General features: G+C 73.1%; 20 protein-coding genes. 11 read left to right on the top strand and 9 right to left on the bottom strand.

Features of this window, described 5'->3' with window-relative positions:
* Positions 1–7 precede the first annotated feature (7 nt).
* Both ACZ51D_RS01060 and ACZ51D_RS01055 read left to right on the top strand, forming a co-directional pair.
* On the top strand, positions 8–2,758 hold the full coding sequence (locus ACZ51D_RS01060; RefSeq protein WP_465660688.1) for a bifunctional YncE family protein/alkaline phosphatase family protein: 2,751 nt from the start codon (positions 8–10) through the stop codon (positions 2,756–2,758).
* Between the two features lie 251 nt (positions 2,759–3,009).
* Entirely contained in the window at positions 3,010–4,707 is a 1,698-nt protein-coding gene (locus tag ACZ51D_RS01055; protein WP_465660686.1) for a phospholipase D-like domain-containing protein, read from the top strand.
* 146 nt (positions 4,708–4,853) lie between these two features.
* Here ACZ51D_RS01055 and ACZ51D_RS01050 read toward each other — a convergent pair whose 3' ends face one another.
* A complete protein-coding gene (locus ACZ51D_RS01050) occupies positions 4,854–5,504 on the bottom strand; it encodes a lytic polysaccharide monooxygenase auxiliary activity family 9 protein (RefSeq protein WP_465614804.1) in 651 nt (216 codons plus the stop codon).
* A gap of 409 nt (positions 5,505–5,913) precedes the next feature.
* Here ACZ51D_RS01050 and ACZ51D_RS01045 point away from each other — a divergent pair, with 409 nt between their 5' ends.
* A complete protein-coding gene (locus ACZ51D_RS01045; protein ID WP_465660684.1) occupies positions 5,914–7,461 on the top strand; it encodes a long-chain-fatty-acid--CoA ligase in 1,548 nt (515 codons plus the stop codon).
* A gap of 50 nt (positions 7,462–7,511) precedes the next feature.
* On the opposite strand, the gene ACZ51D_RS01040 is transcribed toward ACZ51D_RS01045, so the two are convergent.
* The 4 genes from ACZ51D_RS01040 to ACZ51D_RS01025 all read right to left on the bottom strand — a co-directional run bounded on the left by ACZ51D_RS01040 (position 7,512) and on the right by ACZ51D_RS01025 (position 11,667).
* Positions 7,512–7,886 carry a hypothetical protein gene (locus ACZ51D_RS01040; protein WP_465614806.1) on the bottom strand — a complete coding sequence of 125 codons (375 nt, stop codon included), beginning with the start codon at positions 7,884–7,886 and terminating at the stop codon, positions 7,512–7,514.
* Positions 7,887–7,964: 78 nt separating this feature from the next.
* A complete protein-coding gene (locus ACZ51D_RS01035; RefSeq protein WP_465660682.1) occupies positions 7,965–9,560 on the bottom strand; it encodes a restriction endonuclease fold toxin-2 domain-containing protein in 1,596 nt (531 codons plus the stop codon).
* A gap of 205 nt (positions 9,561–9,765) precedes the next feature.
* Positions 9,766–10,599 (bottom strand): PIG-L family deacetylase, encoded by an 834-nt coding sequence (locus tag ACZ51D_RS01030; RefSeq protein WP_465614808.1) that lies wholly within the window; start codon positions 10,597–10,599, stop codon positions 9,766–9,768.
* 192 nt (positions 10,600–10,791) lie between these two features.
* A complete protein-coding gene (locus tag ACZ51D_RS01025; protein WP_360501393.1) occupies positions 10,792–11,667 on the bottom strand; it encodes an SDR family NAD(P)-dependent oxidoreductase in 876 nt (291 codons plus the stop codon).
* Between the two features lie 80 nt (positions 11,668–11,747).
* Here ACZ51D_RS01025 and ACZ51D_RS01020 point away from each other — a divergent pair, with 80 nt between their 5' ends.
* The 5 genes from ACZ51D_RS01020 (at position 11,748) to ACZ51D_RS01000 (ending at position 16,813) form a co-directional block, all read left to right on the top strand.
* Positions 11,748–12,428: a TetR/AcrR family transcriptional regulator gene (locus ACZ51D_RS01020; protein ID WP_360501396.1), complete on the top strand. Its 681-nt coding sequence runs from the start codon at positions 11,748–11,750 to the stop codon at positions 12,426–12,428.
* Between the two features lie 485 nt (positions 12,429–12,913).
* Positions 12,914–13,873 carry an ABC transporter ATP-binding protein gene (locus tag ACZ51D_RS01015; RefSeq protein WP_465660680.1) on the top strand — a complete coding sequence of 320 codons (960 nt, stop codon included), beginning with the start codon at positions 12,914–12,916 and terminating at the stop codon, positions 13,871–13,873.
* Complete coding sequence (locus ACZ51D_RS01010; RefSeq protein WP_360501404.1) at positions 13,870–14,718, top strand: ABC transporter permease; 849 nt, start codon at positions 13,870–13,872, stop codon at positions 14,716–14,718. Before ACZ51D_RS01015 ends, ACZ51D_RS01010 begins: the two co-directional genes overlap by 4 nt.
* A gap of 113 nt (positions 14,719–14,831) precedes the next feature.
* Positions 14,832–16,139 (top strand): sensor histidine kinase, encoded by a 1,308-nt coding sequence (locus ACZ51D_RS01005; protein ID WP_465660678.1) that lies wholly within the window; start codon positions 14,832–14,834, stop codon positions 16,137–16,139.
* Positions 16,136–16,813: a response regulator transcription factor gene (locus tag ACZ51D_RS01000; RefSeq protein ID WP_360501410.1), complete on the top strand. Its 678-nt coding sequence runs from the start codon at positions 16,136–16,138 to the stop codon at positions 16,811–16,813. The genes ACZ51D_RS01005 and ACZ51D_RS01000 overlap by 4 nt, the downstream gene beginning before the upstream one ends.
* 28 nt (positions 16,814–16,841) lie before the next feature.
* On the opposite strand, the gene ACZ51D_RS00995 is transcribed toward ACZ51D_RS01000, so the two are convergent.
* The 4 genes from ACZ51D_RS00995 to ACZ51D_RS00980 all read right to left on the bottom strand — a co-directional run bounded on the left by ACZ51D_RS00995 (position 16,842) and on the right by ACZ51D_RS00980 (position 20,846).
* On the bottom strand, positions 16,842–17,591 hold the full coding sequence (locus tag ACZ51D_RS00995; protein ID WP_465660676.1) for a phosphatase PAP2 family protein: 750 nt from the start codon (positions 17,589–17,591) through the stop codon (positions 16,842–16,844).
* A gap of 204 nt (positions 17,592–17,795) precedes the next feature.
* A complete protein-coding gene (locus tag ACZ51D_RS00990; protein WP_465660674.1) occupies positions 17,796–19,259 on the bottom strand; it encodes a phytoene desaturase family protein in 1,464 nt (487 codons plus the stop codon).
* Positions 19,260–19,551: 292 nt separating this feature from the next.
* A complete protein-coding gene (locus ACZ51D_RS00985) occupies positions 19,552–20,247 on the bottom strand; it encodes a hypothetical protein (protein ID WP_465660672.1) in 696 nt (231 codons plus the stop codon).
* A gap of 131 nt (positions 20,248–20,378) precedes the next feature.
* Positions 20,379–20,846, bottom strand: a complete 468-nt coding sequence (locus ACZ51D_RS00980; protein ID WP_465660670.1) for a MarR family winged helix-turn-helix transcriptional regulator — start codon at positions 20,844–20,846, stop codon at positions 20,379–20,381.
* Here ACZ51D_RS00980 and ACZ51D_RS00975 point away from each other — a divergent pair.
* The 3 genes from ACZ51D_RS00975 to ACZ51D_RS00965 all read left to right on the top strand — a co-directional run bounded on the left by ACZ51D_RS00975 (position 20,845) and on the right by ACZ51D_RS00965 (position 25,453).
* Positions 20,845–21,654, top strand: coding sequence for an SAM-dependent methyltransferase (locus tag ACZ51D_RS00975; protein WP_465660668.1), 810 nt, complete (start codon positions 20,845–20,847; stop codon positions 21,652–21,654). The two genes, ACZ51D_RS00980 and ACZ51D_RS00975, sit on opposite strands and share 2 nt — an antisense overlap.
* Positions 21,655–21,860: 206 nt before the next feature.
* Positions 21,861–22,703 (top strand): FAD binding domain-containing protein, encoded by an 843-nt coding sequence (locus ACZ51D_RS00970; protein WP_465614818.1) that lies wholly within the window; start codon positions 21,861–21,863, stop codon positions 22,701–22,703.
* Positions 22,700–25,453 (top strand): molybdopterin-dependent oxidoreductase, encoded by a 2,754-nt coding sequence (locus tag ACZ51D_RS00965; RefSeq protein ID WP_465614819.1) that lies wholly within the window; start codon positions 22,700–22,702, stop codon positions 25,451–25,453. The genes ACZ51D_RS00970 and ACZ51D_RS00965 overlap by 4 nt, the downstream gene beginning before the upstream one ends.
* The last annotated feature ends 77 nt before the right edge of the window (positions 25,454–25,530 follow it).

Genomic DNA, 25,530 nt, shown 5'->3' with positions numbered 1-25,530 from the left:
TGACGCCATGCAGGTAACGCGTCGTCGACGTTCCCAGAAGGAGCACTTCGTCCTTCGCGGCCGCCGTGCGGGCCGCCGCGCCACACTCGTCACGGCCTGCGTCACGGCGGTGGCCGTGGCCACGGGCACGGCTTTCGCGACCACCCATCAGTTCGGCACGGACCAGGTCGGCCAGGTCACCGCCGACGGCCAGGTCATTTCCAGCGACCAGTACCTCGCCCCGTACGGCAGCCGGTCGGTGGTCGACGACGGCAAACTGATGGGGTCCGCGGTCAGCCCGGACGGCGGTCACCTGGCGGCCTCGGTCGCCGACGGAGACGCGGCGCTGGTCGTGGTGGACCTGAAGACCGGGAAGGTGCGGCAGCGCGTCGGCACCGCCGCGGTGGACGAACTGCGCATCCCCAGCGGTGCGGTCGGCCAGGAGTCCCCGGTGTACTCGCCGGACGGCAAGCAGCTGTGGCTGGGCCGGCTCGACGGCTACACCAGGTTCTCCGTGAACGCCGACGGAACCCTGGCCGCCCCGGTGGCGGTGCCGATCCCGGCCGAGGGCGACCAGCACGCGCTGGCGTCGGGGGCGGTCTTCTCCGCCGACGGCTCGACGGTGTACGCGGCGGTCAACGGGCAGAACCGGGTGGTCGCCATCGACGCGGCGAGCGGCGCGATCCGGCACAGCTGGACGGTGGGCAACGCCCCGCGCGGCATCGCGCGGGTCGGCCACCAGCTGTACGTGGCCAACGAGGGCGGGCGCGCGGCCACGGCCGACGACGACACGCTCAACTCCTACGGCACGCAGGTGCCGGCCGATCCGGCGACCGGTGCCACGACCACCGGCACCGTCAGCGTGATCGACCTCGCGGACCCGGCCGCCGCCGTCCGGTCCATCGCCGTCGGCCTGCACCCGACGGCGGTGTACGCCAAGAACGGCGTCCTGTTCGTCACCGACACCGGAAGCGACGAGGTGTCGGTGATCGACACCGCGCACGGCAGGGTCGTCCAGACCGTCTCGACCAAGCCGTGGCCGGAGGCCTCGGTGGGCTACGAGCCGACCGCGGTGACGCTCACCGACGACGGGCGGCTGCTGGTCACCCTGGGCCGCGCCAACGCGGTGGCCGTCTACCGCCTCACCGGCGCGCAGGAGCCGGTCGGCTACGTCGGCCTGCTGCCGACGGACTACTTCCCGGCGGAGATCGCCACGGTCGGCTCGAAGGTGGTCGTCTCCAACACCCGTGGCATCGACGCGCGGCGGCCAGACAGCACCGGCGCGCACAAGACCCACGACACCACCTCCAGCCTGACCCAGTTCACCCTGCCCGGCGACCGGGAGATCCGCTCCCGGACCGCCGACGTCTTCCGGCAGAACGGCTGGACCAACGGCGCGGTCAGGACGGCGAACGGCCACAAGGCGAAGGCGGTGCCGGTCCCGAACCGGATCGGCGATCCCTCGCCGATCAAGCACGTCTTCCTGATCGTCAAGGAGAACCGGACCTACGACCAGCTCTTCGGCGACGTGGCGAAGGCCAACGGCGATCCGAAGCTGGCCCAGTTCGGCGTGAACGTGACGCCGAACCAGCACGCGCTGGCCGAGCAGTTCGGGCTCTACGACAACACCTACGACATCGGCACGAACTCCGCCGAGGGCCACAACTGGCTGATGCAGGCCGACAATCCGGAGTACACCGAGTCCTCGGCGGGCGAGTACGAGCGCAGTTACGACACCGAGGACGACGCGCTGGGCCACCAGCGGACGGGCTTCCTGTGGACGGGCGCGCAGGCGGCGGGCCGGACGGTGCGCGACTTCGGGGAGTTCCACCAGTTCCTGACCAAGCCGGCCGACGCGAGCTGGCAGAACCTGTACTGCGACGCCAAGTCCATGGACGGGAGCGGCCAGGGCAGCGCGTACACGCTGAACTCGTCGTCGCCGATCCCGTCGCTCAACAGCGTGTCGGTGCCCGGCTTCCCCAAGTTCGACACCAGCGTGCCGGACCTGTACCGGTACCAGATCTGGAAGCAGGACTTCGAGCAGAACGGCCCGGCCGACCTCAACATGCTGTGGCTGTCCAGCGACCACACCGGCGGTCCGGCCGGCCCGGCCGCGCAGGTCGCCGACAACGACCTGGCGACCGGGAAGATCGTCGACGAGATCTCGCACAGCGAGTACTGGAAGGACTCGGCGGTCTTCGTCGTCGAGGACGACTCCCAGGCGGGCCTCGACCACGTGGACGGGCACCGCGCGCCGATCCAGATCATCAGCCCGTGGGCGCAGCACGGGGCCGTCGACAGCCGCTACTACACGCAGATCACCATGGTCCGCACCATCGAGCAGATCCTCGGGATCCGCCCGATGAACCAGAAGGACAGCGCGGCCAGCCCGATGGCCACGGCCTTCACCCGCACACCGGACTACACGCCGTACACGGCGGTGCCCAACCGGACCTCGCTGACCGACGGCCTGAAGACACCGCCCCCGTGCGGCGTCGACGTGCCCGGGGCGCAGGACCTCCGCGCGGCGGCGGTGCCCGCCACGACCGCGCCGCCGGCGGCGGAGCAGGCCGTCGCGGCCCAGTGGGAGGCCTGGAAGTCGCAGCAGCGGCTGACCGGACCGAACGCGGTGCCGGACCACGCGAACCCGGCGCAGATGGAGCACCTGGTCTGGTACCAGACGCACAACTGGACCATGCCGTACCCGGGCGAGACCGGGATCCACGCGCCGAACGACGTGCCCGGCGCCTACCTGCCGTCCGCGGAGACCGACGGCTGACCGGACTCCGACCTCCACCGGGGGATTCCGGTCCCGACCGGGGAATTCCGATCTCCGCGGGAAAAATCCGATCGCGCCCCGGGCCGGCCAACTCCGGTCCGGGGCGCGGTCGTTCCCGCGCGGGCGGCCGGCCGCTCCGAGCTGTGGCGCCGGTACGTTGGCAGGATCCTGACATCACATCAGGTTACTCTTGGGTAATCCAACGATGTCGCTCGGGTGAACATCCCCGGCCCCTCATGAAGGACCTGTACGTGCTCGATCACCAGTCCCGCCGTTCCGGACGCCGTCTTGCCGGATCGGCGCTGGCCCTCGTCGCCACCGTCTGCGCGCTGCCCGTCGCCCCCGCGTTCGCCGACCCGGCCCCCGCCCCGGTCCCGGCCCCGGCGACGACGGTGTCGGCCCCCGTGCCGGCCGCGCAAGCCGACGCGACCCCGCACCTGGACGCGGTGGAACAGGCGTTGCGTCAGGTGTCCCCCGGCCTGGAGGGGACGGTGTGGCAGCGCACGGCGGGCAACCGGCTCGACGCGCCGGCCGACGACCCGGGCGGCTGGCTGCTGCAGACCCCCGGCTGCTGGGGCGACCCCTCCTGCACCGAGCGCACCGGCACCCGCCGGCTGCTCGACACCATGCGCGAGAACATCGCGCGCGCCACCCGGACCGTCGACATATCGACGCTCGCACCGTTCCCGGACGGCGCGTTCCAGGACGCCATCGTGGCCGGCCTCAAGGCCTCGGTGGCCGCCGGCAACGCGCCGCACGTGCGGATCCTCGCCGGGGCCGCGCCGCTGTACAACATCACCGCGCTGCCGTCGAAGTACCGGGACGAGCTGGTGGCCAAGCTCGGTGACGCGGCCGGCCGGGTCACCCTCGAGGTCGCCGCGATGACCACCGCCAAGACCGCGTTCTCCTGGAACCACTCCAAGCTGCTGGTCGTGGACGGGCAGAGCGTCATCACCGGCGGGATCAACAACTGGAAGAACGACTACCTCGACACCGCCCACCCGGTCACCGACGTCGACCTCGCGCTGAACGGCCCGGCCGCCGCCTCCGCCGGCGCCTACCTGGACACCCTGTGGGACTGGACCTGCCGCAACACCGGGGTGTTCTCGGCCGCCTGGTTCGCCTCCTCCCACGGCGCCACCTGCACCCCCGACCTGGAGCGGCGCCGCAACCCGTCGGCCGCTCAGGTGCCCGCCACCGGCGGAGTGCCGGTGATCGCCGTCGGCGGCCTGGGCGTCGGGATCCGCGACAAGGACTCCGCCTCCGCCTACCGCCCGGACCCGGTGCCCGCCGCCGACGACGTCAAGTGCGGCCCGATCGGCCTGCACGACAACACCAACGCCGACCGCGACTACGCGAGCGTCAACCCGGAGGAGGCCGCCCTGCGCACGCTGATCGCGAGCGCCGGCAGCCGCATCGACATCTCCCAGCAGGACGTGACCGGCACCTGCCCGCCGCTGCCCCGCTACGACGTGCGGCTCTTCGACCTGCTCGCGGCCAAGATGGCCGACGGCGTCAAGGTCCGCATCGTGGTCAGCGACCCCGGCAACCGGGGCACGGTCGGCAGCGGCGGCTACTCGCAGATCAAGTCCCTGAACGAGATCAGCGACACCCTCGCCGCCCGCCTCACCGCCCGCCTCGGCGACCCGGCGCAGGCGAAGGCGACCATGTGCCACAACCTCCAGCTCGCCCCCTTCCGCGCCGCCGCCACCCCGACCTGGGCCGACGGCCACCCCTACGCGCTGCACCACAAGCTGGTCTCGGTCGACGGATCCGCCTTCTTCATCGGCTCCAAGAACCTCTACCCGGCCTGGCTGCAGGACTTCGGCTACGTCGTCGAGAACCGCGCCGCCGCCGCGCAGCTCGACCAGCAGCTGCTCGCCCCGCAGTGGCAGTACTCGCAGGCCGCCGCGACCGTCGACTACGCCCGCGGCCTCTGCCAGGGCTGACACCGCGCCGCCCTGACGGCCGTCGGGCCACGCTCGCCGGACCCCGGCCCGACGGGCAGTGCCGCGCCCCCTGCCCGTCGACGGGCAGGGGGCGCGGTGGAGAGGTGCCCGGCTTCGAGGTGGCGGGCAGATCGGCCTGTTCCCGCCTACCTCGGCGTCCCCGTGAACTTCAGGTCGATGACCTGGTAGAAGGCCCGGGCGGTGTCGGCGACCTCCCACACCGCGAGGAGCACCTGGTGCCCCGTGCGGGTGGGCAGCACCATGGTGTGCGTGGTCGGGATCGGCGGGTTGAGCTCCTCGCCGCAGGACCAGTACGGCTGGCAGGTGAGTTCCACGCTGTGGAACGGCTTCGGCTCGAACTGCGCCCTGCTCAGGGGCTTGGCCGGGTCCCAGTCCGCCTCCGTGATGAAGTAGTTCCACCGGCGGGTCTTGTGGGCCATGGCGTAGTTCCACACGACGGCCAGGGACTGGCCCGGGACGACCTCGTGGCTCCGCCACTCCCGGCCGTCGGGGTCCATCGGCTCGTCCAGCTGCGTGGCGTCCTTGCGGTTGGCGCTCGCGATCCGCCCGTCCATCGGCGGGATGTCGTTCCGGACGTCGTCGGGGGCGACGGGGTCGGCGAGACCGCCCTGAGTGGCCGGGAAGAACTTGCCCGACTCCATCTCGTTGGCGATCCACTCGGGCATGTAGAGCGCCGCCCGGGACGCCGGATCGGTCACCCGGCCGTGCCGGACTTTCATCGCCTCGCCGCTCATCGTCGACGCTTCGGTGCCGGGCTTGGCCTGTTCCTTGCTCATCGGAAGTCTCCAGAGTGCGATTCCCCCCATGGAAGGCCCGGATCACACCGGGCCGCGTGCGGGTACCGGACGATCAGTCGGGCGCCGGGGCACGTTCCCCACTGAACACCGGGCATCCCGCCGACTGCATCCGTGCCTGGCCCGTCGGAATGACGGTGGCCGCATACGGCGCGGTTCCTCCGTTCGAAGGGCGACGCGTGAACGCGTGGGCGCGCGGCAGGAGAGTTGAAGGCGGGCCCTGTAGCGGTGATCCGCTCCGAGGACGATGATGTCGCGGTGCGCCGCGCCGACGACCGCACCCACCGCTTCGGCGCCCGAACCGCGCGTGAACCGTAGGAGTCCCACCCGTCCCGGGCCGGGCCGAGCAGCCCTCCGCCGCTCGGCCCGGACCCGCACCTTCGGAGGTGTCATGCTGAACCTGTCGGTCCTGCTCGAGGATTCCGCCCGTACGCACCCGGACCGTGACGCGTTGGTCCTCGGCCCGACGCGGCTCACCTACGCCCAGGTCGACGCCGCCGCGAACCAGGTCGCCAACCTGCTCGTGGAACGGGGGATCCGGCCCGGTGACCGGGTGGCGCTGAGTTGTCCGAACCTGCCGCAGTTCCCGGTCGTCTACTACGGCATCCTCAAGGCCGGCGGGGTCGTCGTCCCGCTGAACATCCTGCTCAAGTCGCGGGAGGTGGCCTATCATCTGCGCGACGCCGAGGTGAAGGCGTACTTCTGCTTCGAGGGGACGCCGGGCCTGGCCATCGGCGAGGAGGGCCGGAAGGCGTTCGACGAGGTCGGGACCTGCGAGGACTTCTTCCTGATCACCGCCGATCCGGCCGCGCCCTCGCCGATCGAGGGGACGGAGACCATGGGCGCGGCGCTGGCCGGGAAGTCCCCGGTGTTCGACGCGGTGGCCACCGAGGCGACCGACACCGCCGTCATCCTCTACACCTCGGGCACCACCGGTCAGCCCAAGGGCGCCGAACTCTCCCACGTGAACACGGTGATGAACGTGCTGGCCTGCAACCGGATGTTCCGGAGCACGCCGGCCACGGACAGCCACGTCCTGTGCCTGCCGCTGTTCCACACCTTCGGTTCCACCGTCCAGATGCACACCGGCTTCTCGACGGCCGCGACCCTCCACCTGGTGCCGCGCTTCGACGCGGAGGAGGTCGTGCGGCTGATGAACACCGAGGAGATCACCTTCTTCGCCGGTGTCCCGACCATGTGGTGGGGTCTGCTGGGCGCCCTCACCGATGCCGTCGACGTGGACCGGATCGCCCGCAACCTGCGCATCGGCGTCTCCGGTGGCGCCCCGATGCCGGTGGAGCTCCTCAGCCGGGTCGAGGGGCGGTTCCGCATCCGGATCCTCGAGGGCTACGGCCTCTCCGAGACCTCGCCGGTGGTGACCTTCTCCGACCCCGAGCGCGAGCCGCGCCCCGGTTCCATCGGCGTGCCGATCTGGGGCGTCGAGCTCATGTTGATCGACGCCGACTGGTCGGAGGTCACCGAGCCCGGCGCCGTCGGCGAGATCGCGGTCAAGGGCCACGCCGTCATGAAGGGCTACCACAACCGGCCCGAGGCCACCGCGGCCGCGATCAGGGACGGCTGGTTCCGCACCGGCGACCTGGCCCGCCGGGACGCGGACGGCTTCTACTACATCGTCGACCGCGCCAAGGACATGATCATCCGGGGCGGCTTCAACGTGTACCCGCGCGAGATCGAGGAGGTGTTGATGACGCACCCCGCGATCGGCCTGGCCGCGGTCGTCGGCGTGCCCCACGAGAGCCACGGCGAGGAGGTCAAGGCGTACGTCATCCTGAACCCCGATGCCCGGGCCACCCCCGACGAACTGATCGCCTGGGGCAGGGAGCAGATGGCCGGCCACAAGTACCCGCGCGTCGTGGAGATCGTCGAGACCCTGCCGATGACCGCCACCGGCAAGATCCTCAAGCGCGAACTCAGGTGACCGGCCGGCGGTCGAGAACGGACCCCGGGCGGGCGGACTGCAGGCGGACCCTAGGCGGGGAAGCTGTCGATGAACGCCTCCCGGCCGCCGGCCAGGTCGAGGGGCTCGAGCTCGGCGTCGTAGTCGACCCACCAGACCACTGGTACGGCGGGCGCCAGTTCGTGCAGCGCCGCGTAGATGACGGTGAGCGGCGCGGAGTGCGGTTCCCGGTCCTCGAAGGAGAAGGCGCCGTGCCGCAGGTTGTACGACACCTCCGCCCACCGGCCGGGCTCGACCTCGGCGTGGATCTCCAGGAAGTGCTCGAAGGCGCCGCTCACCGTGGCGTCCGGCCAGTGGCGGCGGACGCAGTCCTTCAGCTGTTCGCCGGTGAAGGCCCACGGTCCGGCCTGCTCGCGGTCGGCGCTGACGTAGAAGGTGGCTCCCACGGGGTGTTCTCGCTATCTCTCGGTGCTGCGGGTCGGGTGCGGTCGGGTGCGGGCCGGGTACTTCGGTCGCGGTCACGGTCACGGTACGACGCGGACGTTGCCGGTGACGCCCTTGGCGGTCATCAGGGCCTGGAAGTAGGAGCTGGCCTTGCTGTCGTTGGTGATCAGCTCCAGGTGGTTGACCTTGTTGCGGGGGTCCGTCAGCGCCGACGCGTACTTGTCCAGCTTCTTCGCCTCGCCGTCCATCGTGTTCTCGTACACGAAGTCGAAGACGCCGTCGGCGTTGTCCAGCCGGAACGGGGACTTGCAACTCTTCTGCTGGCCGATGTACTTGGCGTCGATCGCCGCACCGTCCTCGGGGCGCACACCGTCGGCGTCCATGCCGAGCTCGCGTCCGGTCTCCGGGTCGGTCACCGTGGTGTACAGCCGGTACTCGGTCGACCCGGCCACCCGTACCTGGTAGCCCCGGCGCGCGTCGATCTTGGGATCGCCCTTGACGGAGGGGCCCAGGGCCGGGAAGGTACGGCCGTCCTGCTGCATCTGCGTCATCCACGCCCGGACGGAGGCCTGGTCCTGCGGCGACAGCGCCGGGAAGGGGCTGTTCGGGTCGCGGGGCAGCGGCGGCATGCCGGGGGTGACGGTGAACGGCGGGGGCTTGGGCGTGGGGGCGGCCGCGGCGTCGGTCGCCCCGGCCAGGACGACGGCGGTGGTCGTCACGGCGACCACGCCCGCGCCGACGGGGATCAGGCTCGCCGCCGCGGAGTCGACCACGGCCGCCGCCTCGGCCAGCACGGCGAGTTCCGCGCTGCCCTCGACGGCCGCGGTCATGGCGGCCGCCGCGGTGCCGGCCTCGGCGACGATCGCGGCCTCGCCGCCGGCCGCCGCCACGTCGGATCCGCCGAGCGTGAAGACGGTCAGCAGGAGGCCGGCCCCGGCGACGACGCCGGCGGCGATCGCGAGGTCCTCCAGCTTGTCGCGCAGGTCCTCGACGTGTTTGGCGTACGACTCGCAGGCCTGGCCGAGCTTGTTCGCGGCGGTGGCGAGGCTGTTCAGCAGCGGGCCCTCGGTGGCGTTGCCGTCGTGCACCTTGGCCCAGTTCTGGGCGAAGGAGGTGACGGCGCCGGAGGTGCTGGAGGCGGTGACGCGCAGAACCCGCTTGTCGCCTTCGGTGCCGAGTTTGCCGACGAGTTCCGCGAAGTGCCTCCAGTCGCTCGCGGCCTGGCGGAGCTTGCCCGGATCGCCCTGCGGCCAGAACTTCTTGAGGAGGTCGTGGACGGCGCCGCTGTCGTTGTGTCCGGCCGCGGAGTGGAGCTTGGCCTTGGCGACCTCCTCGTCGCACTGCGGGTCGGCCGATTCCGGGAGCTTCTGCGGGGCCATCATCGAGGCCGCGATGTCGGCGTCGGTCTGGAGGTAGTTGATCGCCATCGTGTACAGGCCGTTGGAGGTCTGGCCGAGCTGGCCGACGACCTGGGCCATCGCGTCGACGAGCTTCTGCGCGGCCGGATCGTACGTGGCGGCGAAGGCGGTGCCGGCCTCGTCGTCGCCCGCCATGCCCGCGGTGCCGTCCAGGGCGAACACCACGCTCCGGTAGATCTGGGCGGCGGCGTTCTGCAGGTCGGTGAACCCGGCGGACGACAGCAGCATGTCCGCCGGTTTGACGTGAAAGTCCGTCATGGTGTCCCCCCGATATGTCCGGACATTCACGGTAGCAAGCAACACCGACCGCGGCTGCCCTCGGGCCGGAGATCAAAACCGCCGCCCGGCCCGCCCGACCCGAAGGTCGAGCGAACCGGGCGGCGGGTGTCACGGAACGGGCCGAGCCGCGCCGGGTCCGTCGGAGCGGGCCGAGCGGGCCGAGCGGTTCGAGTCGCGCCGGGGGTCAGCGCAGCCCGGCGAAGAGGTCGGTCTCCGGCACGGCCGCGCCGGTGGCGTCCTTGACCCGGACGAAGGTCTCCACGCCCCACAGCTCGTTGAAACGCTCCTTGCCCATGCGCAGGAAGAAGATGTTCTCGCCCTGGCTGGCGTGCGCGGCGAGGGCGTCGAACTTCTGGTCGCCGAACTCGGTGGTGTCCACCCAGGTGGTGATCTCCTCGTCGGGGAGGCCGATCTCGGGCAGTTCGGCGGCCTCGGTGGGCTCGGGCTCCTCCCGGTCCGTGCCGAACTCCCGCATGATCTCGCCGAACCGCCGCATCATCGAGTGCGGCGCCGTCGTCCAGTAGACCTTGGGCGTCATCCCGGTCAGTTCCAGTGCCGCCATCGTGATGCGGTGTGCCTGGATGTGGTCGGGGTGGCCGTAGAACCCGTTCTCGTCGTAGGTGACGACCACATCGGGCTGGTAGTGGCGCATCAGTTCGGCGAGGCGGGCGGCGCCGTCCTCGACCGGCGTCCGCCAGAACGAGCCGGGTGCGTCATTGGTCGGCCAGCCCATCATCCCGGAGTCGGCGAACTCCAGCAGCTCCAGGTGGCTGACCTTCAGGACCTCGCAGCTCGCCTCGAGTTCCTGTCGGCGCATCGCGGCGACGGCCGCCGGGTCGTGCCCGGGGTCGCCCGGCTTGACACCGCCAGGTCCGTCACCGCAACCGCCGTCGGTACACGTGACGAGGACCGTACGGATGCCTTCCGCCGCGTACCGCGCGAGGACACCGCCGGTTCCGCTGGCCTCGTCGTCGGGGTGGGCGTGTACTGCCATCAGCGTCAACGGCCGGTCAATCATGAAAACCATCCTCCGGTCTGGAAAGTGCTCGCTCCGAGTCTGCGCTACGACGGCACACGGCCACCGCGCATTATCGGGTAACCGACCGGACGGGCGCCGACTTCCCGAACGCGGACACGGAACGGACACGGACACGGAGACGGACGCGACGACGGAGACGGACCCGGAGGTGGAGGCGGGCGTGGAGGCCGGTCAGTGCGTGGAGTCCGGCGGGAAGGGGGCCGGGTAGGCCTCGGCGAAGTCGGCGGAGCGGGAGACCTCGCGCCACTTGGTGTCGTCCGCGAGGAGCCGGCGGTCCATGGCGATGGAGCCCTCGGCCGCGTTGACCCCGAGGGGCAGGTGGTGGGGGATGTCGCGCCGCTTGGCCATCCGCACGAGGATCTCGGCGGCCCGGACGGGGTCGCCGGCGACGCCGGCTCCGTCGCTGTTCTGCCGCAGCCGCTGGTTGACGGCGCCGACCGTCTCGGCGTAGGCCTCCGGGACGTCGTGGACGACCATCGAGGAGCCGGCCCAGTCGGTGCGGAAGCCGCTGGGTTCGACGACCAGCACCCGCACGCCGAACGGCGCGGTCTCGGCCCGCAGGACGCGGCTGAAGCCGTCGATGGCGAACTTCGCCGCCTGGTAGGACGCGATGCCCGGCGAGCCGCCGACCCTTCCGCCCATGGAGGAGAACTGGATGACCAGCCCGCCCTTCTGCTCGCGCAGCAGCGGGATCGCGGCCTTGGTGACGTGGTAGACGCCCCAGAAGTTCGTCTCGAACTGGGCGCGGAAGTCGGCGTCCTCGGTGGTCTCGATCGGCGAGACGTTGGCGTAGCCGGCGTTGTTCACCAGCACGTCGATCCGGCCGAAGTGTGCGTGTGCCTCGGCGAGGGCCGCCCGGGCGGCCTCCGGGTCGGTGACGTCGAGTGCGATCGGTCGGACCCGGTCGCCGAACTCCTCTACGAGGTCGGCGAGTTGATCGGGGCGGCGGGCGGTCGCGGCCACCCGGTCGCCGGCTTCGAGGGCGGCGCGGACGAGGGTGCGGCCGAAGCCGCGGGAGCTGCCGGTGATGAACCAAGTCTGTTCCATGCCGTTAGTAAAACACCGTTGCGGTAATAGCGCAACACTGTTGCGGTAATACGGCAACGGCGTTGTTCTACGATGGGCGGGTGGAAGCAGCAGCATCGGAGTTCCAGCGGGCGCGCTCGCCCGAGGCCAAGCGCCTGCGCGAGGCCTCGATCCTGGAGGCGGCCCGGGCACTCGGCCGGGAGCGCGGCATCCGGGACGTCTCCCTGACGGACATCGCCGCCGCGGTGGGCATGCACAAGTCGGCGCTGCTGCGGTACTTCGAGACGCGCGAGGAGATCTTCCTGCGGCTGACGGCGGAGGGCTGGCAGGACTGGTCGGACGCGCTGTCCGAGCGGCTCCGGGACGCCGCGGACCCGGGTCCGGCCGCCGTGGCGCGGGCGTTCGCCGCCACGCTCGCGGCCCGTGGCATGTTCTGCGACCTGCTCGCGCACGCACCGCTCAACCTCGAACGCAACGTCTCGCTCGACGCGGTGCGCGACTTCAAGCTCGCCACCCGCGCCGCCCGTGAGCCGATCACCGCGGCCGTCCGCGCGCAGGTGCCCACCCTGAACGACCAGGACGTCGTCGACCTGATCGCCACCGCCGTCGCCCTGGCCGGGGCGATGTGGCAGATCGCGAACCCGGGCGCAGAGGTCGCCGCCCTCTACCGCAGTGACCCGCGCCTCGCCCACGCCGTCATCGAGGTCGAACCCCGGCTGGCCCGCATCCTGACCGCGACGATCCTCGGACTGTCCGCGGGCGCGGGTTCCGCGCAGGACTGACCGGCGGTCACGCCGCCGCGTGAGTGCGGAGTCCTCCCTGGTCAGGGCGCACCGACGATCCGCGCGTGCGCGCCGCGTTCGCCGCGTGGAACGGATCCTCCGGGAGCAGGGCGAGGCCTGACGTCCTTGCGGACACCACGCAGGGACGGCGGTGGGCTTCCGTACCGGCCGCGGCGCCCGCGGTCGTGACCGGGGAACAGACGGCGAGGAGCGCGCAGGCAGCGGTGACACGCAGCAGGGAATTCCGGCGGGAGGGTGTCATGGCCGGAGTATCGGCCGGGCCTGCTCCGACCCCCGGACGGCGGCGGCCGACCTGCGGGAACATCACCCGTCGAGCTGCCCGGCCGACGCGTGGCCCGTGGTACCGCGGTACTACGGGCGCGTCGATGATCGGCCCCCGGTACCACGGATCCGGCCGCCCCTGCCCCTAGCGTGGAAGGCGAGGGCGGCCGGGACGGCCCGGCCCCGGAGCACAGGGATGACCGATGATCGAGGCACACCAGCTGACGAAGCGGTACGGCGAGAAGACCGCCGTCGACCGGCTGGACTTCACGGTCCGGCCGGGCACGGTGACGGGCTTCCTCGGGCCCAACGGGGCGGGCAAGTCCACCACCATGCGGATGATCGTCGGTCTCGACGCCCCCACCAGCGGAACGGTCCGCGTCAACGGCCGCCGCTACGCCGAGCACGCGGCGCCGCTGCAGGAGGTCGGCGCGCTGCTGGAGGCCAAGTCGATCCACCCGGGTCGCTCCGCCTTCAACCACCTGATGGCCCAGGCCCACACCCACGGCATCCCGCGCGGCCGGGTCGACGAGGTCATCGAGATGACCGGCCTGCAGTCGGTGGCCCGCAAGCGCGCCGGGGCGTTCTCGCTCGGCATGGGCCAGCGGCTCGGCATCGCCTCGGCCCTGCTCGGCGACCCGGCCACCGTGATGCTCGACGAGCCGGTCAACGGCCTCGACCCCGAGGGCGTCCTGTGGATCCGCAACCTCCTCACCGGGCTCGCCGCCGAGGGGCGCACCGTCTTCATCTCCTCGCACCTGATGAGCGAGATGGCCCTGGTCGCCGACCACCTGATCATCGTCGGACGGGGTCGGCTGCTGGCCGACACCACCGTGCAGGAACTGGTCCGCCAGGCCGGCGGCGACGCGGTCAAGGTCGCCAGCGCCGACCCGGCCGGGCTGCGCTCCGCGCTCGCCGGACCGGGAGTGGAGATCACCGGCCGGGCCGGCTCGGAGGAACTCCTGGTCACCGGCCGCACGGCCCGCGAGATCGGCCTCGCTGCCGCCGAGCAGGGCATCGCGCTCTTCGAGCTCACTCCCCGCACGGTCTCCCTGGAGGAGGCGTTCATGGAGCTGACCCGCGACGCCGTCGAGTACCACGGCACCACCACCGCCAAGGCCGCCGACACCGTCGGCACCGAAACCCCGAGGAGCGCGGCATGAGCGTTGTCGCACCGAGCCCGACGTCCGCGCCCGCCGACCTCCGGCCCGCCCGCCCCGCGTACAAGGTGACCGCACTGCGCGTGCTGCGCTCCGAGTGGGCCAAGCTGTGGTCCCTGCGCTCCACCTGGATCACCCTCGGCCTCGCCCTGCTCTTCCTGGTCGCGTTCGGCCTGATCGCCGCGTCCCAGTTCAAGTCGCGGATCAGCGAGGGCCGCCCGATGGACCGGGACTTCGCCACCGCGAGCGCGCTGAGCCTGTCCCTGTTCGGCACCAACTTCGCCCAGCTGGCACTCGGCGTCCTCGGCGTCCTGGTCGCCGCCGGCGAGTACTCGACCGGCATGATCCGCTCCACGCTCGCCGCCGTGCCGCGCCGCCTGCCGGTGCTGTGGTCCAAGGCCGCCGTGTTCGGGGTGATCGCGCTGGTCCTGGGTACCGTCGGGGTGTTCGCCACCTTCCTCGTCGACAGCCGGATCCTCGCCGACACCCGCGCCGCGATGACCCTCTCCGACACCGGGGTCGTGCGCGGCCTGCTCGGAGCCGGGCTCTACCTCGCGCTGGTCGGCGTGATCGGCGTCGCGCTGGGCGCGCTGCTGCGCTCGGTGGCCGGCGGCATCGCCGTCCTGGTGGCCTCGCTGATGCTGATCCCCGGGCTGACCTCGCTGCTGCCCAGCTCCTGGCAGGGCGACATCAGCCCCTACCTGCCCAGCCACGCGGGCGAGGCGATGTTCGCCCTCCAGCACGACAGCACCACGCTGTCGCCGACGGCCGGACTGGTCGTCTTCCTCGGCTGGACGGTGCTCGCCCTGACGGGAGCCGCCGTGCGCCTGGTGCGCACCGACGCCTGAGGCACGGCGCCTGCGGCACGAGGCCTGAGACAATCGGAGTGCGGCGCCGGGACAGACCGGCGCCGCTTTCCGCGATCGCGCAGTACAGACGTCCGACCAGGGAGGTGCCACCGGTGAGCGAGCACGCCACCTCCACGGGCCCGTTCACCGGAGCCGAGGTCCTGTCCGGCCCGCTGTTCGCGCGCCTGGCCCGGATCGGCCAACGGGTGCGCCAGGCGGACCGCGACCACCCCTGGGTGCTCGACGCCGCCGTGGTCGTCGCCGCCGTCCTGCTGTTCTGCCTGCCGGACCTCCTCCCCGGGCACGGCGAGGGCCCGCGCGAGCACCGGATCGTCCTCGCCCGGCTGTCGCTGCCCGCGACGCTGGCCCTGCAGGCGGGCCTGGTCGTCCCGCTGCTGTGGCGCCGCCGCCGGCCCACGGCGGCCTTCGTCGCGATCATGGCGGTCTTCGTCCTGCAGTGGTCGCTGGGCGTCGGCCTGCGCGCCGACGCCGCCCTGCTGATCGCCCTCTACAGCCTGGCCCTGCACGGCCGGCTACGGCACCTGGCCTGGTCCTGCGGGGCCATGGTCGGCGCCGTCGCCCTGGTCGCCGTGGCCGTCTCCGGTGGGGGGCTGCCGGTCGGCGACGCCCTGTTCTTCCTGTTCAGCGCCGCCACGGCGGCCGTCGCCCTCGGCATCGCGGTACGCATCCGGCGCGCCCAGCTCGCCGGACTGCGCGAACGCGCCGCCCGCCTGGAGATCGAACGCGACCAGCGCAGCCGGCTCGCCACCGCCACCGAGCGCACCCGGGTGGCCCGCGAGATGCACGACATCATCGGCCACAACCTGTCCGTCATCGTCACCCTCGCCGACGGCGGCGCCTACGCGGCCCAGGCCGCCCCCGAGCGCGGCCGGGAGGCCCTGCTGCTGATCGGCGACACCAGCCGCCAGGCACTCGGCGAACTGCGCCGCATGCTCGGCGTCCTGCGCGACCAGGGCGACGAGACCGCCGAATTCACCCCGCAGCCGGGCATCGCCGACCTCGACGGGCTGTGCGCCCGCATCCGCGCCGCCGGACCGCAGGTCGTGTACACGGCGGCCGGCGACCTCGACCGCCTGGACCGCGGCATGCAGCTCATGGCCTACCGCATCGTCCAGGAATCGCTCACCAACACCCTCAAGCACGCCGGCCCCGACACCCGAGCCCACGTCACCCTGACCGCCGACACCGACCGGCTGCGGGTCCGCGTCCAGGACAGCGGGCCGCCCCCCGACGCCCGCACACCCGCGCACCCCGGCGGCGAAGGCCACGGCCTCGCCGGCATCCGTGAACGCGCGGCGCTCTACGGCGGCACCGTCACGGCTGGCCCCGGCCCCGGTGCAGGATGGAGCGTGGAGGCCGTACTCGACCTCACCCCCGACCCGACAGGCGGACCGACGTGACCACCGTCCTCATCGTGGACGACCAGCCACTCCAGCGGTACGGCTTCCGCATGCTGCTGGAGAGCCAATCCGACACCGAGGTCGTCGGCGAGGCCGCCCACGGCGGCGAAGCCGTCCGGCTGACCGCCGACCTGCGACCCGACGTCGTCCTGATGGACATCCGCATGCCCGGCATGGACGGCATCGAGGCCACCCGGCAGATCGTCGCCAGCGGCGGCCGCTCCCGCATCCTCGTGCTGACCACCTTCGACCTCGACGAGTACGCCCACGCCGCGCTGCGCGCCGGAGCCAGCGGCTTCCTCCTCAAGGACGCCCGCCCCGAGGAGCTGCTCTCCGGGATCCGCTCCGTCGCCGGGGGCGACGCCGTCGTCGCCCCCGCCATCACCCGGCGCCTCCTCGACGCCTACGCCCACCGCCTGCCGATCCGCCCGCCCGGCACGGCACCCGCCGCCGACCCCAGGCTGGAAGCCCTGACCGACCGCGAACGGGAGATCCTGATCGCCGTCGCCAACGGCTGGACCAACGGCGAGATCGCCCAACGCCTGGTGCTCGCGGAGTCGACCGTCAAGACGCACGTCAGCCGCGTCCTGGCGAAGATCGGCGCCCGGGACCGGGTACAGGCGGTGATCTTCGCGTACGACCGCGGCCTGGCCCGGGCACAGCCGCCGGTCTGAGCGGGCACCCGCCGGGTTCCCGGGGTGGTCACTCTCGGTCGCTCGCGTGGTGATCCGTCGGGCTCCCGGGTGTCCGGCGGCGGTGCGGTGGGCCCGGGCGCAGGACGACGGCGCCGGCGGCGAGCCAGCCGGCGGCGAGGAGCCAGCCGCCGAGGACGTCCAGGGGCCAGTGCACCCCGAGGTAGACGCGGGTGAGGCCGATCGCGACGGCGAACACGGCGGCGCCCGCGATCGCGGCCCCGGCCCGGGCCGGGCGGGCCCGGGCGACGGCCAGGGCGAGCAGACCGGCGCTGACCGTGGCGGTGAAGGAGTGGCCGGAGGGGAAGGAGAACCCGGACGCGTCCGTCGCCCAGTTCATCCGCGGCGGCCGGGGCCGTCCGCAGGCGTGCATCACGCCCAGCCGCAGGAGCTGGCCCGCGATCAGCCACAGCACGGGGCCCGTCAGCTGCAGGACGGCGCGGCGCGGGGAGCGCGGCGCGGGCGCGGCGCGGAGGGTGACGGCCCCGGCGGCGAGGGCGAGGAGGTAGGGCACCACGCCGCTGCCGAGCCAGGTGAGGGCGACGGCCGTGCTCCGGGCGGCGGCCGGCCGGTGGGTGACACTCCAGTCATTGGCAGCCCGCTCGAACGGGTACGGTGCCCAGCCGTGGGCGGCCGTCAGCACGGCCACGACCGTGAACAGCACGCCCGCGATCCCCGCGACGAGGAGCCACCGGCGCCCGCCGTCGGCCGCCCGCGCATCGGGTTCGGGCGGGCGGGCAGGTCCCGGCGGGGGGTTCATCGAGCACGACGCCTTTCCTCGGGAACGGGGCTCGGTCACCGTCGGGGTTCGGTCGCAGCCGCCTCCGGTCGCGTCCGGTCGCGGCCGCCGACCGGGGGACGGCGACGCCAGGCCCTATGCTCGCGGCGCGCACCGTCCGGCGGGGCGCAGCCACGCCACGGCGGCCCCGACGACCCGTCGCCCGCTCTCCGGGCGGCCGGCTGATCAGCCGGCCGCCGTGATCCCCGCGTGCCGTAGGGCGGACCGGGCCGCGTGGATGCCGCACAGGCCGTGGACGCCGGCGCCGGGTGGGGTGGCGGCGGAGCAGAGGTAGACGCCGGGGATGCCGGTGGCGTACGGGTCGAGGGCGGGGCGTGGGCGCAGGACGGTCTGGAGCGGGGTGTTGGCGCCGGTGCTGATGTCGCCGCCGACGAGGTTGGCGTTGTGGCGCGGCAGTCGGCACGCCGGGGTGACGGTGGTGGCGAGCACGCGGTCCCGGAAGCCGGGGGCGAAGCGTTCGAGTTGGGCCAGGATCTGCCCGGAGGCGTCTCCGTCGTAGCCGTGCGGCACGTGGGCGTAGGCGTACACGGGGTGGGTGTCGCCGCGTGAGCGGCCGGGGTCGGCGAGGTACTGCTGGGCGACGAGGACGAAGGGGCGTTCGGGCATCCGGCCGTGGGCGGTCTCCCGTTCGGCGTGGGCGATTTCCTCCATGGTGCCGCCGAGGTGGACGGTGCCGGCCCGGCGGCAGTCCTCGTGGCGCCACGGGACGCCGTCGGCCACGGCGAAGTCCATCCGGAAGGCGGCCGGCCCGTGCCGCCAGCGCCGGTAGGCGCGTCGTACGCGTGGGGGCAGTCGGTCGCCGCAGATGTCCGCTGCCGCGCCGGGGGCGACGTCCAGCAGGACGAGCCCGGTCGGCGGCAGTTCGGCGAGGGAGCGCACCGGGTGCCCGGTTTCGAGGTGTCCGCCGAGTTCGGTGAGCCGGGCCGCGAGGGCGGCGGTGATCCGGCCGGAGCCGCCTCGGGCGACGGGCCAGCCGCGGTGGTGGGCGGCGGCGAGGAGGAGCAGGCCGACGGCGGAGGTCAGCGGGCGTTCGAGGGGCTGGAAGGCGTGCGCGGCCGCCCCGGCGAACAGAGCCCGGGCCCGGTCGGTGCGCCAGCGCCGGGCGAGCACGGTGGCGGGTTGCGCGGCTCGGCGGCCGAAGTCGGCGAGCAGCAGCGGGTGTCGGGGTACCCGCAGGAGCGGGCGCAGGGCGTCGTCGGCGAGGGCGTCGAAGTGCTCGCTCGGCCGGGTGAACACCCGCAGCCAGGCCTCGGCGTCGGCGCCGAGCGCGCGGGCGCTGTCCCGGACCGAGCGCAGGGCCACGGCCGCGTTCCCGTCGTCCAGGGGGTGTGCGAGGTCCACGTCGGGCCAGGCCCAGTGCAGGCCGTGCCGGGCGAGGTCGGGGGAGCGCAGCAGTGCGGAGGCCACGCCGAAGGGGTGCACCGCCGAGCAGTGGTCGTGCAGCAGGCCGGGCAGGGTGGTCTCGCCGCTGCGGGCGCCGCCGCCGATCTCCTCGGCGGCTTCCAGCACGGTGACCGCGAGCCCGTGCACGGCGAGCGTGACGGCGGCGGCCAGGCCGTTGGGACCGGAGCCGACGACGACGGCCTCGGTGACGGGGTGCCTGGGCTGCCGCGCCTCCACGGGACCCACCGGTCACCGTCCCTTCCCGGCCCGAGCTTGCCCGGGGCCGTCCGCGGGCCGCGGCGTTCCGGACGTCGGCCATGGTCTCCCACGGTAGGGGCCGTCTCCTCCCACGGTAGGGGACCGGGGCGGCCGGCCCCGCTCCCGCCGCCGTTCCAGGCCGAAATCGAGGCCGCCCTCGCCGCCCGCCGTTCCCGAGGGCACGCCCCCGGGCAGCCGGCTCGCCGGCGATGACGTGGTGAGTCGCTCGCGGACCCGGACGTGACCGGAGCGGGGTCAAGGTCCGGTCGGGATCGGAGGGTCAGTCCTCGAGGGCGACCACCGTGGTGACGGCGGTGAAGAGCAGCCAGGCGAGGATGGGGAGGGCCAGGGTGACGACGAGGGGCCACTGGGCGAGGCAGAGGGTGAAGCTGCCGAGGAGGGAGACGAAGGCGATCCCGAGGGCGGTGGCCGGCGGTACCGCCTGGGCGCTCGCGCTTGGCCAGGCCAGGCCGTACAGGGTCAGGGCCGTCCCCGCTCCGACCAGGAGGGCCACCTTGAGGCAGGTCAGCCAGGGGATGTCGGGTACCGAGGCGCGGTGCCCGTGCCAGGAGACCTCGACCGCCCGGCCGTTCCAGATCTTCAGGTCCACGTCCGTGCCGATGGCGACCTCGTCGTAGAAGGCCTCGCCGACGTCGAAGGTGTGGCTGCGCGCCGTTTCCCGGGCCACGGTCAGCTCGTAGCTGGTGGAGTCGCCGCTGTTGTCGACCTTCCCCGCCGTGACCTTGCCCGTCTCGTGGCGTACGCAGGCCGCGCCGGGCGCGGCCGCCGCCGTTCCGCAGTCCGGGGCGGCGAGGTAGGCGTCCACCGAGCGGTAGCCGCCCACGAACCAGCTGAAGGCGACGAAGACGGTGGCCAGGCCCGCCAGCAGGAGCAGGCCCCGGGCCAGCGTGCGGCCGACCGCCGCCAGGACTCGGGGCCGGCCGGGCGGCCGCGCGTCCTTGATCCGAGCGTTCATCGCAACCCCCATCGATCGCGTCCCGGGCACCTCCCCGATGCCCAGTGGGGATGATTCCAGGGAGACGGCTGACGGGAAAGCAGACCGGGCTCCTTGTAGCGCAGTTGTGGAAATCCGGCCGGGTCCGCTGGTCAGCGCAGCAGGAGGCCCGCGAGTTCGTCGAGCAGTTCGGTGACCCGGCGGGCCTGGTCCGGGTCCGGGACGGCCTTCGAGATGACCGGCTCGGCGGGCTGCGCGACGCGGGCGCGGATGGCGGTCCGGGCGCGCTCGGAGACGGTCAGCAGGGTGCGCCGCCCGTCGGCCGGGTCGGCGGCGGCGTCGAGCAGGCCGGCCTCGCGCAGTCGGGCGACGGAGGCGGAGACGTGGCTCTGGGCGAAGCCGGTGCGGACCCGGATCTCCTGGACGGAGGTGGCGGGGTGGCGGTACACGTCGGAGATCACGGCGATCCCGCCGGCGGTGAGGTGCGCGGAGGCCGGGTCGGTGATCATCGCGCGGCCGAGCTCGGTCAACCGCTTGCCGAGTCTGAGGAGTTGCACGCCGTCCATGCCGCCATAATACATCTTCACCGATGTATCGGTGGCGATGTACATTGCGGGCATGACGACCTCCGAACCGCTGAGCCCGGTGTCCCGCACCTCCCTGTCCGTCGCCCGGGTGCGGGCCTACGAGAGCGCCCGCCCCGACCCGCTCTTCGTCGACCCGTACGCCGCCGCCTTCGTCACGGCCGCCGCGCTGCCGCTGCCCGCAGCCGGCCTGGGCAGCGGCCTCGCCAGGGCCCTGGTCGCGCACGGCATCCTGCGCACCCGCCACTACGACGACCGCCTCCTCGCCGCCGAAGCCGACCAGGTCGTGCTGCTCGCGGCGGGCCTCGACACCCGCGCCTACCGGCTGGACTGGCCCGCCGGCACCCGGGTGTTCGAACTCGACCTGGCCCCGGTGCTGGCCTTCAAGGAACAGGTCCTCGACGGGCTCGGTGCCGCGCCGAGGAGCGAGCGCACCACCCTGTCCGCCGACCTGCTGGACCCGCACTGGCCCGCCCGGCTGGTCGAGGCCGGGTTCGACCCGTCGCGCCGCTCGGCCTGGCTGGCGGAGGGCCTGCTGGTCTACCTCACGCCCGAGGAGGCCGCCGGACTGCTCACGGCGGTCGCCGGCCTGGCCGCCCCCGGCAGCCGCCTGCTGACGGAGAAGGGCGGGGACGTCAGCGCCGCACCGCACGAGCCGTCCCTCGCCCACATCACCGACCTGTGGCGCGGCGGCCTCGGCCCCGACACCCACGGCTGGCTCGACCGGCACGGCTGGACCACCGCACTCACCCCCCTGGACCAGGTCGGGGAACGCTACGGCCGCCCGCTCTCCGGGCCCTCCACCAGGGGCTTCATCGAGGCCGTCCGACGCACGGACGGCTGAGCCCGCGCCCGGCCCCGCCCGCTGCCCCCGACCCGCCGCAGGGCCCGGACCAGCGGCGGCGGCCACCACCGCGACATGTCCATGCGCTGGTCGATCGTCCAGTCTGGCCGCCCGAGGCTGGTGCGTGCGACCACTCGTTCCGCCCGGTGGCGCGTTGCTTCAATCGCCGTGTCGATCAATCGAGCAATCGAGGACGGTGACGGAACGTGGACCTGAACACGGTGGTGGAGCTGCGCGACGCGCGGCGGCGCGGGAGCTGGCGCCCGGGGGACGCCTGGCTCGGCGGCGGGACGTACCTGTTCTCCGAGCCGCAGCCGCACATCCGGCGGCTGATCGACCTGAGCCGGATGGGCTGGGAGCCGGTGCGGCTGACGCCCGCCGGCGACCTGGAGATCGCGGCGACCTGCACGATCGCCCAACTGTCGCGCTTCGCCCGGACCCTGGACCGGCCGACGGCCCCGCTCGTCGAGCAGTGCTGCCGGGCGTTCCTCGCGTCCTGGAAGATCTGGCACATGGCCACCGTCGGCGGCAACCTGTGCAACGGGCTGCCGGCCGGGCCGATGATCTCGCTGACCGCCGCCCTGGACGGCGTCTGCACCCTGCTGTCCCAGGACGGGGGAGTGCGCGAGGTCCCCGTGGCGGACTTTGTCGTCGGCGCGGGGGTGAAGGACCTGCGCCCCGGTGAACTGCTCCGCTCGATCCTCCTGCCCGCCCGGGCCCTGGAGCGGCGCACGGCCTTCCGGCAGGCCTCCCTCTACGGGCTCGGCCGCTCGGGCGCGCTGCTCATCGGCACCCGCGACCCGCTCGACGGCGAGCTGGCGCTGACGGTCACGGCCTCGACCGTGCGCCCCGTCCGGCTGCGCTTCCCGCTGCCGCCCAACGCGGCGGCGGTGCGCGAGGCGATCGGCTACGGCATCGCGCCCGAGGAGTACGTCGACGACATCCACGGACACCCCGCCTGGCGGCGGCACATGACCTTCCGCCTCTCCGAGGAGGTCCGCCGCGAACTGGTCGACGGGCACCACGCCGACGAGGAGGACGGACGGTGAGCTTCTCCATCCGGGTCAACGGCGAGGACTTCGACGCCGAGCCGCGCGCCGGCCAGTGCCTGCGCACCTACCTGCGCGACCGCGGCTGGTTCGGGGTCAAGAAGGGCTGCGACGCGGGCGACTGCGGCGCCTGCACCGTGCAGGTGGACGGCGAGCCGGTGCACAGCTGCCTCTACCCGGCGCTGCGCGCCGAGGGCCGGGCCGTCACCACCGTGGAGGGCCTGGCCGAGAAGGGCGGCGAACTCCACCCGCTGCAGCAGAAGTTCCTGGACGCCCAGGGCTTCCAGTGCGGCTTCTGCACGGCCGGCATGCTGATGACGGCCTCCGCCTTCGACGAGGAGCACCTCGCCGACCTGCCGAGGGCGCTGAAGGGCAACCTGTGCCGCTGCACCGGCTACCGGGCGATCGAGGACGCCGTCCGCGGCGTTCGGCACACCGAACGGCCCTGCGCCGGCCAGGCCGTCGGCCGCAGCCCGGGCGCCCCCGCAGGGCCGCAGGTGGTGACCGGCACCGCCCGCTACACCTTCGACCTGGCGGTGGACGGGCTGCTGCACATGAAGCTGCTGCGCTCGCCCCACCCGCACGCCCGGATCACCGCCATCGACACCTCGGACGCGCTGCGCGTCCCCGGCGTGGTCGCGGTGTTCACCCACGAGGACGCGCCGGACAGGCTGTACTCCACGGCCCGCCACGAGCACCCGACCGAGGACCCGGACGACACCCGGGTGCTGGACGACGTGGTCCGCTTCGTCGGCCAGCGGGTGGCCGCCGTGGTCGCCGAGAGCGAGGGTGCCGCCGAGGAGGGCTGCCGGAGGATCGCCGTCACCTACGAGCGACTCCCGTACGTCCTGGACCCGGAGGAGGCGATGCGGCCGGGCGCCCCGGTGATCCACCCCAAGGGCCCGGAGTCCCGGATCGCCCGGCCCGGGGACAACGTCTGCGGCGAGGCGCACGGCGAACTGGGCGACGTCGAACGGGGCTTCGCCGAGGCCGACGTGGTCTACGAGGAGACCTTCCGCACCCAGCGGGTGCAGCACGCCAGCCTGGAGACGCACGGCTGCGTCGCGTACTTCGAGGAGAGCGAGGAGACGGGGGAGGAACGGATCGTGGTGCGCTCCTCCACCCAGGTGCCCTTCCTCACCCGGCGCGCCCTGTGCGACCTCTACGACCTGCCGATGGACAGGGTCCGGGTGGTGGCGGGCCGGGTCGGCGGCGGGTTCGGCGGCAAGCAGGAGATGCTCACCGAGGACATCGCGGTGCTGGCGGCGCTGCGGCTGCACCGGCCGGTCAAGCTGGAGTTCACCCGCGCCGAGCAGTTCCACGGCGCCACCACCCGGCACCCGTTCACGATCACCGTCAAGCTGGGCGCCAGGAGCGACGGCACCCTGACGGCCCTGCGCTTCCGGGTGGTTGCCGACACCGGCGCGTACGGCAACCACGGGCCGGCCGTGATGTTCCACAGCATCGGCGAGTCGATGGGCGTCTACCGGGCGCCGCACAAGAAGGTCGACGCCTACTCCGTCTACACCAACGCGGTGCCCGCCGGCGCGTTCCGCGGCTACGGTCTCGGCCAGGTCACCTTCGCCGTGGAGTCGGCGATGGACGAACTCGCCCGGCGGCTGGGCCTCGACCCGCTGGTGCTCCGGGAGAGGAACGTCATCGGCCCCGGCGAGCACATGGAGGGCCCGCTCGGCGAGGAGGAGGACCTCCACATCGCCTCCTACGGACTCGACCAGTGCCTCCAGGTGGTCCGCAACGCCCTCGCGCACGACACCAGCGCCGAACTCGCCCCCGAGGGCTGGCTGGTCGGCCAGGGCTTCGCCATGGCGGCCATCGCCTGCGGCCCGCCCGGCGGCCACATCGCCGACGCGACGGTGAAACTGCTGGAGGACGGCACGTACGACATCGCGGTGGGCACCGCGGAGTTCGGCAACGGCACCACCACCGTGCACCAACAGATCACCGCCGGAGCCCTCGGCACCACGCTCGACCGGATCTCGATCCGGCAGTCCGACACCGACGTGGTGAAGCACGACACCGGCGCCTTCGGCTCCGCCGGGACCGTCGTCGCGGGCAAGGCCGTGATGAAGGCCGCCGACGCGCTCGCCGAGCGGATCCTCTCCTTCACCGCGGAGTACGCCCGCACTCCGCGCGGCCTGCTGCGGCTCACCGCCGACGCGGTCGAGTGCGACGGGCGGGCGGTCGCGCTCAAGGAGGTCTTCGAGGCGGCTCGCGGGCAGGGCGTGGAGCTCAGTGCCGACGGCCACTTCGGCGGCTCACCGCGCTCGGTGGCGTTCAACTCCCAGTGGTTCCGGATCGCGGTGGACCCGGACACCGGTGAGATCCGGATCCTGCGCAGCGTCCACGGCGCCGACGCCGGCAAGGTGATGAACCCGCTGCAGTGTCGCGGCCAGGTCGAGGGCGGCGTCGCCCAGGCCCTCGGCGCGACGCTGTTCGAGCAGGTCCTGGTCGACGACCGCGGCGAGGTCAGCACGGCGGCGTTCCGCCGCTACCGGCTGCCCGCCTTCGCGGACGTGCCGCGCACCGAGGTGCACTTCTCGCAGACCTCGGACGCCATCGGGCCCTTGGGTGCCAAGTCGATGTCGGAGAGCCCGTTCAACCCGGTGCCGCCGGCCTTCGCCAACGCCCTGCGGGACGCCACCGGGATCCGCTTCACCGAGGCGCCGTTCCTGCGGGACAAGGTCTGGCGGGCCCTCGACAAGCACCGCCGGCGGCCCGCGGCGCCGTGAGCGGGAGGCGGCCCGGGACGGTCCGGGACGTGGCCCGGGAGGCGGCCCGGGGCAGTCCGGGCGGCGGTCCACTGTCG

The organism is Kitasatospora sp. NPDC033851, from assembly GCF_055576085.1.
The sequence above is the reverse complement of the archived record's forward strand: the minus strand, read 5'-3'. Positions and strand labels throughout refer to the sequence as shown.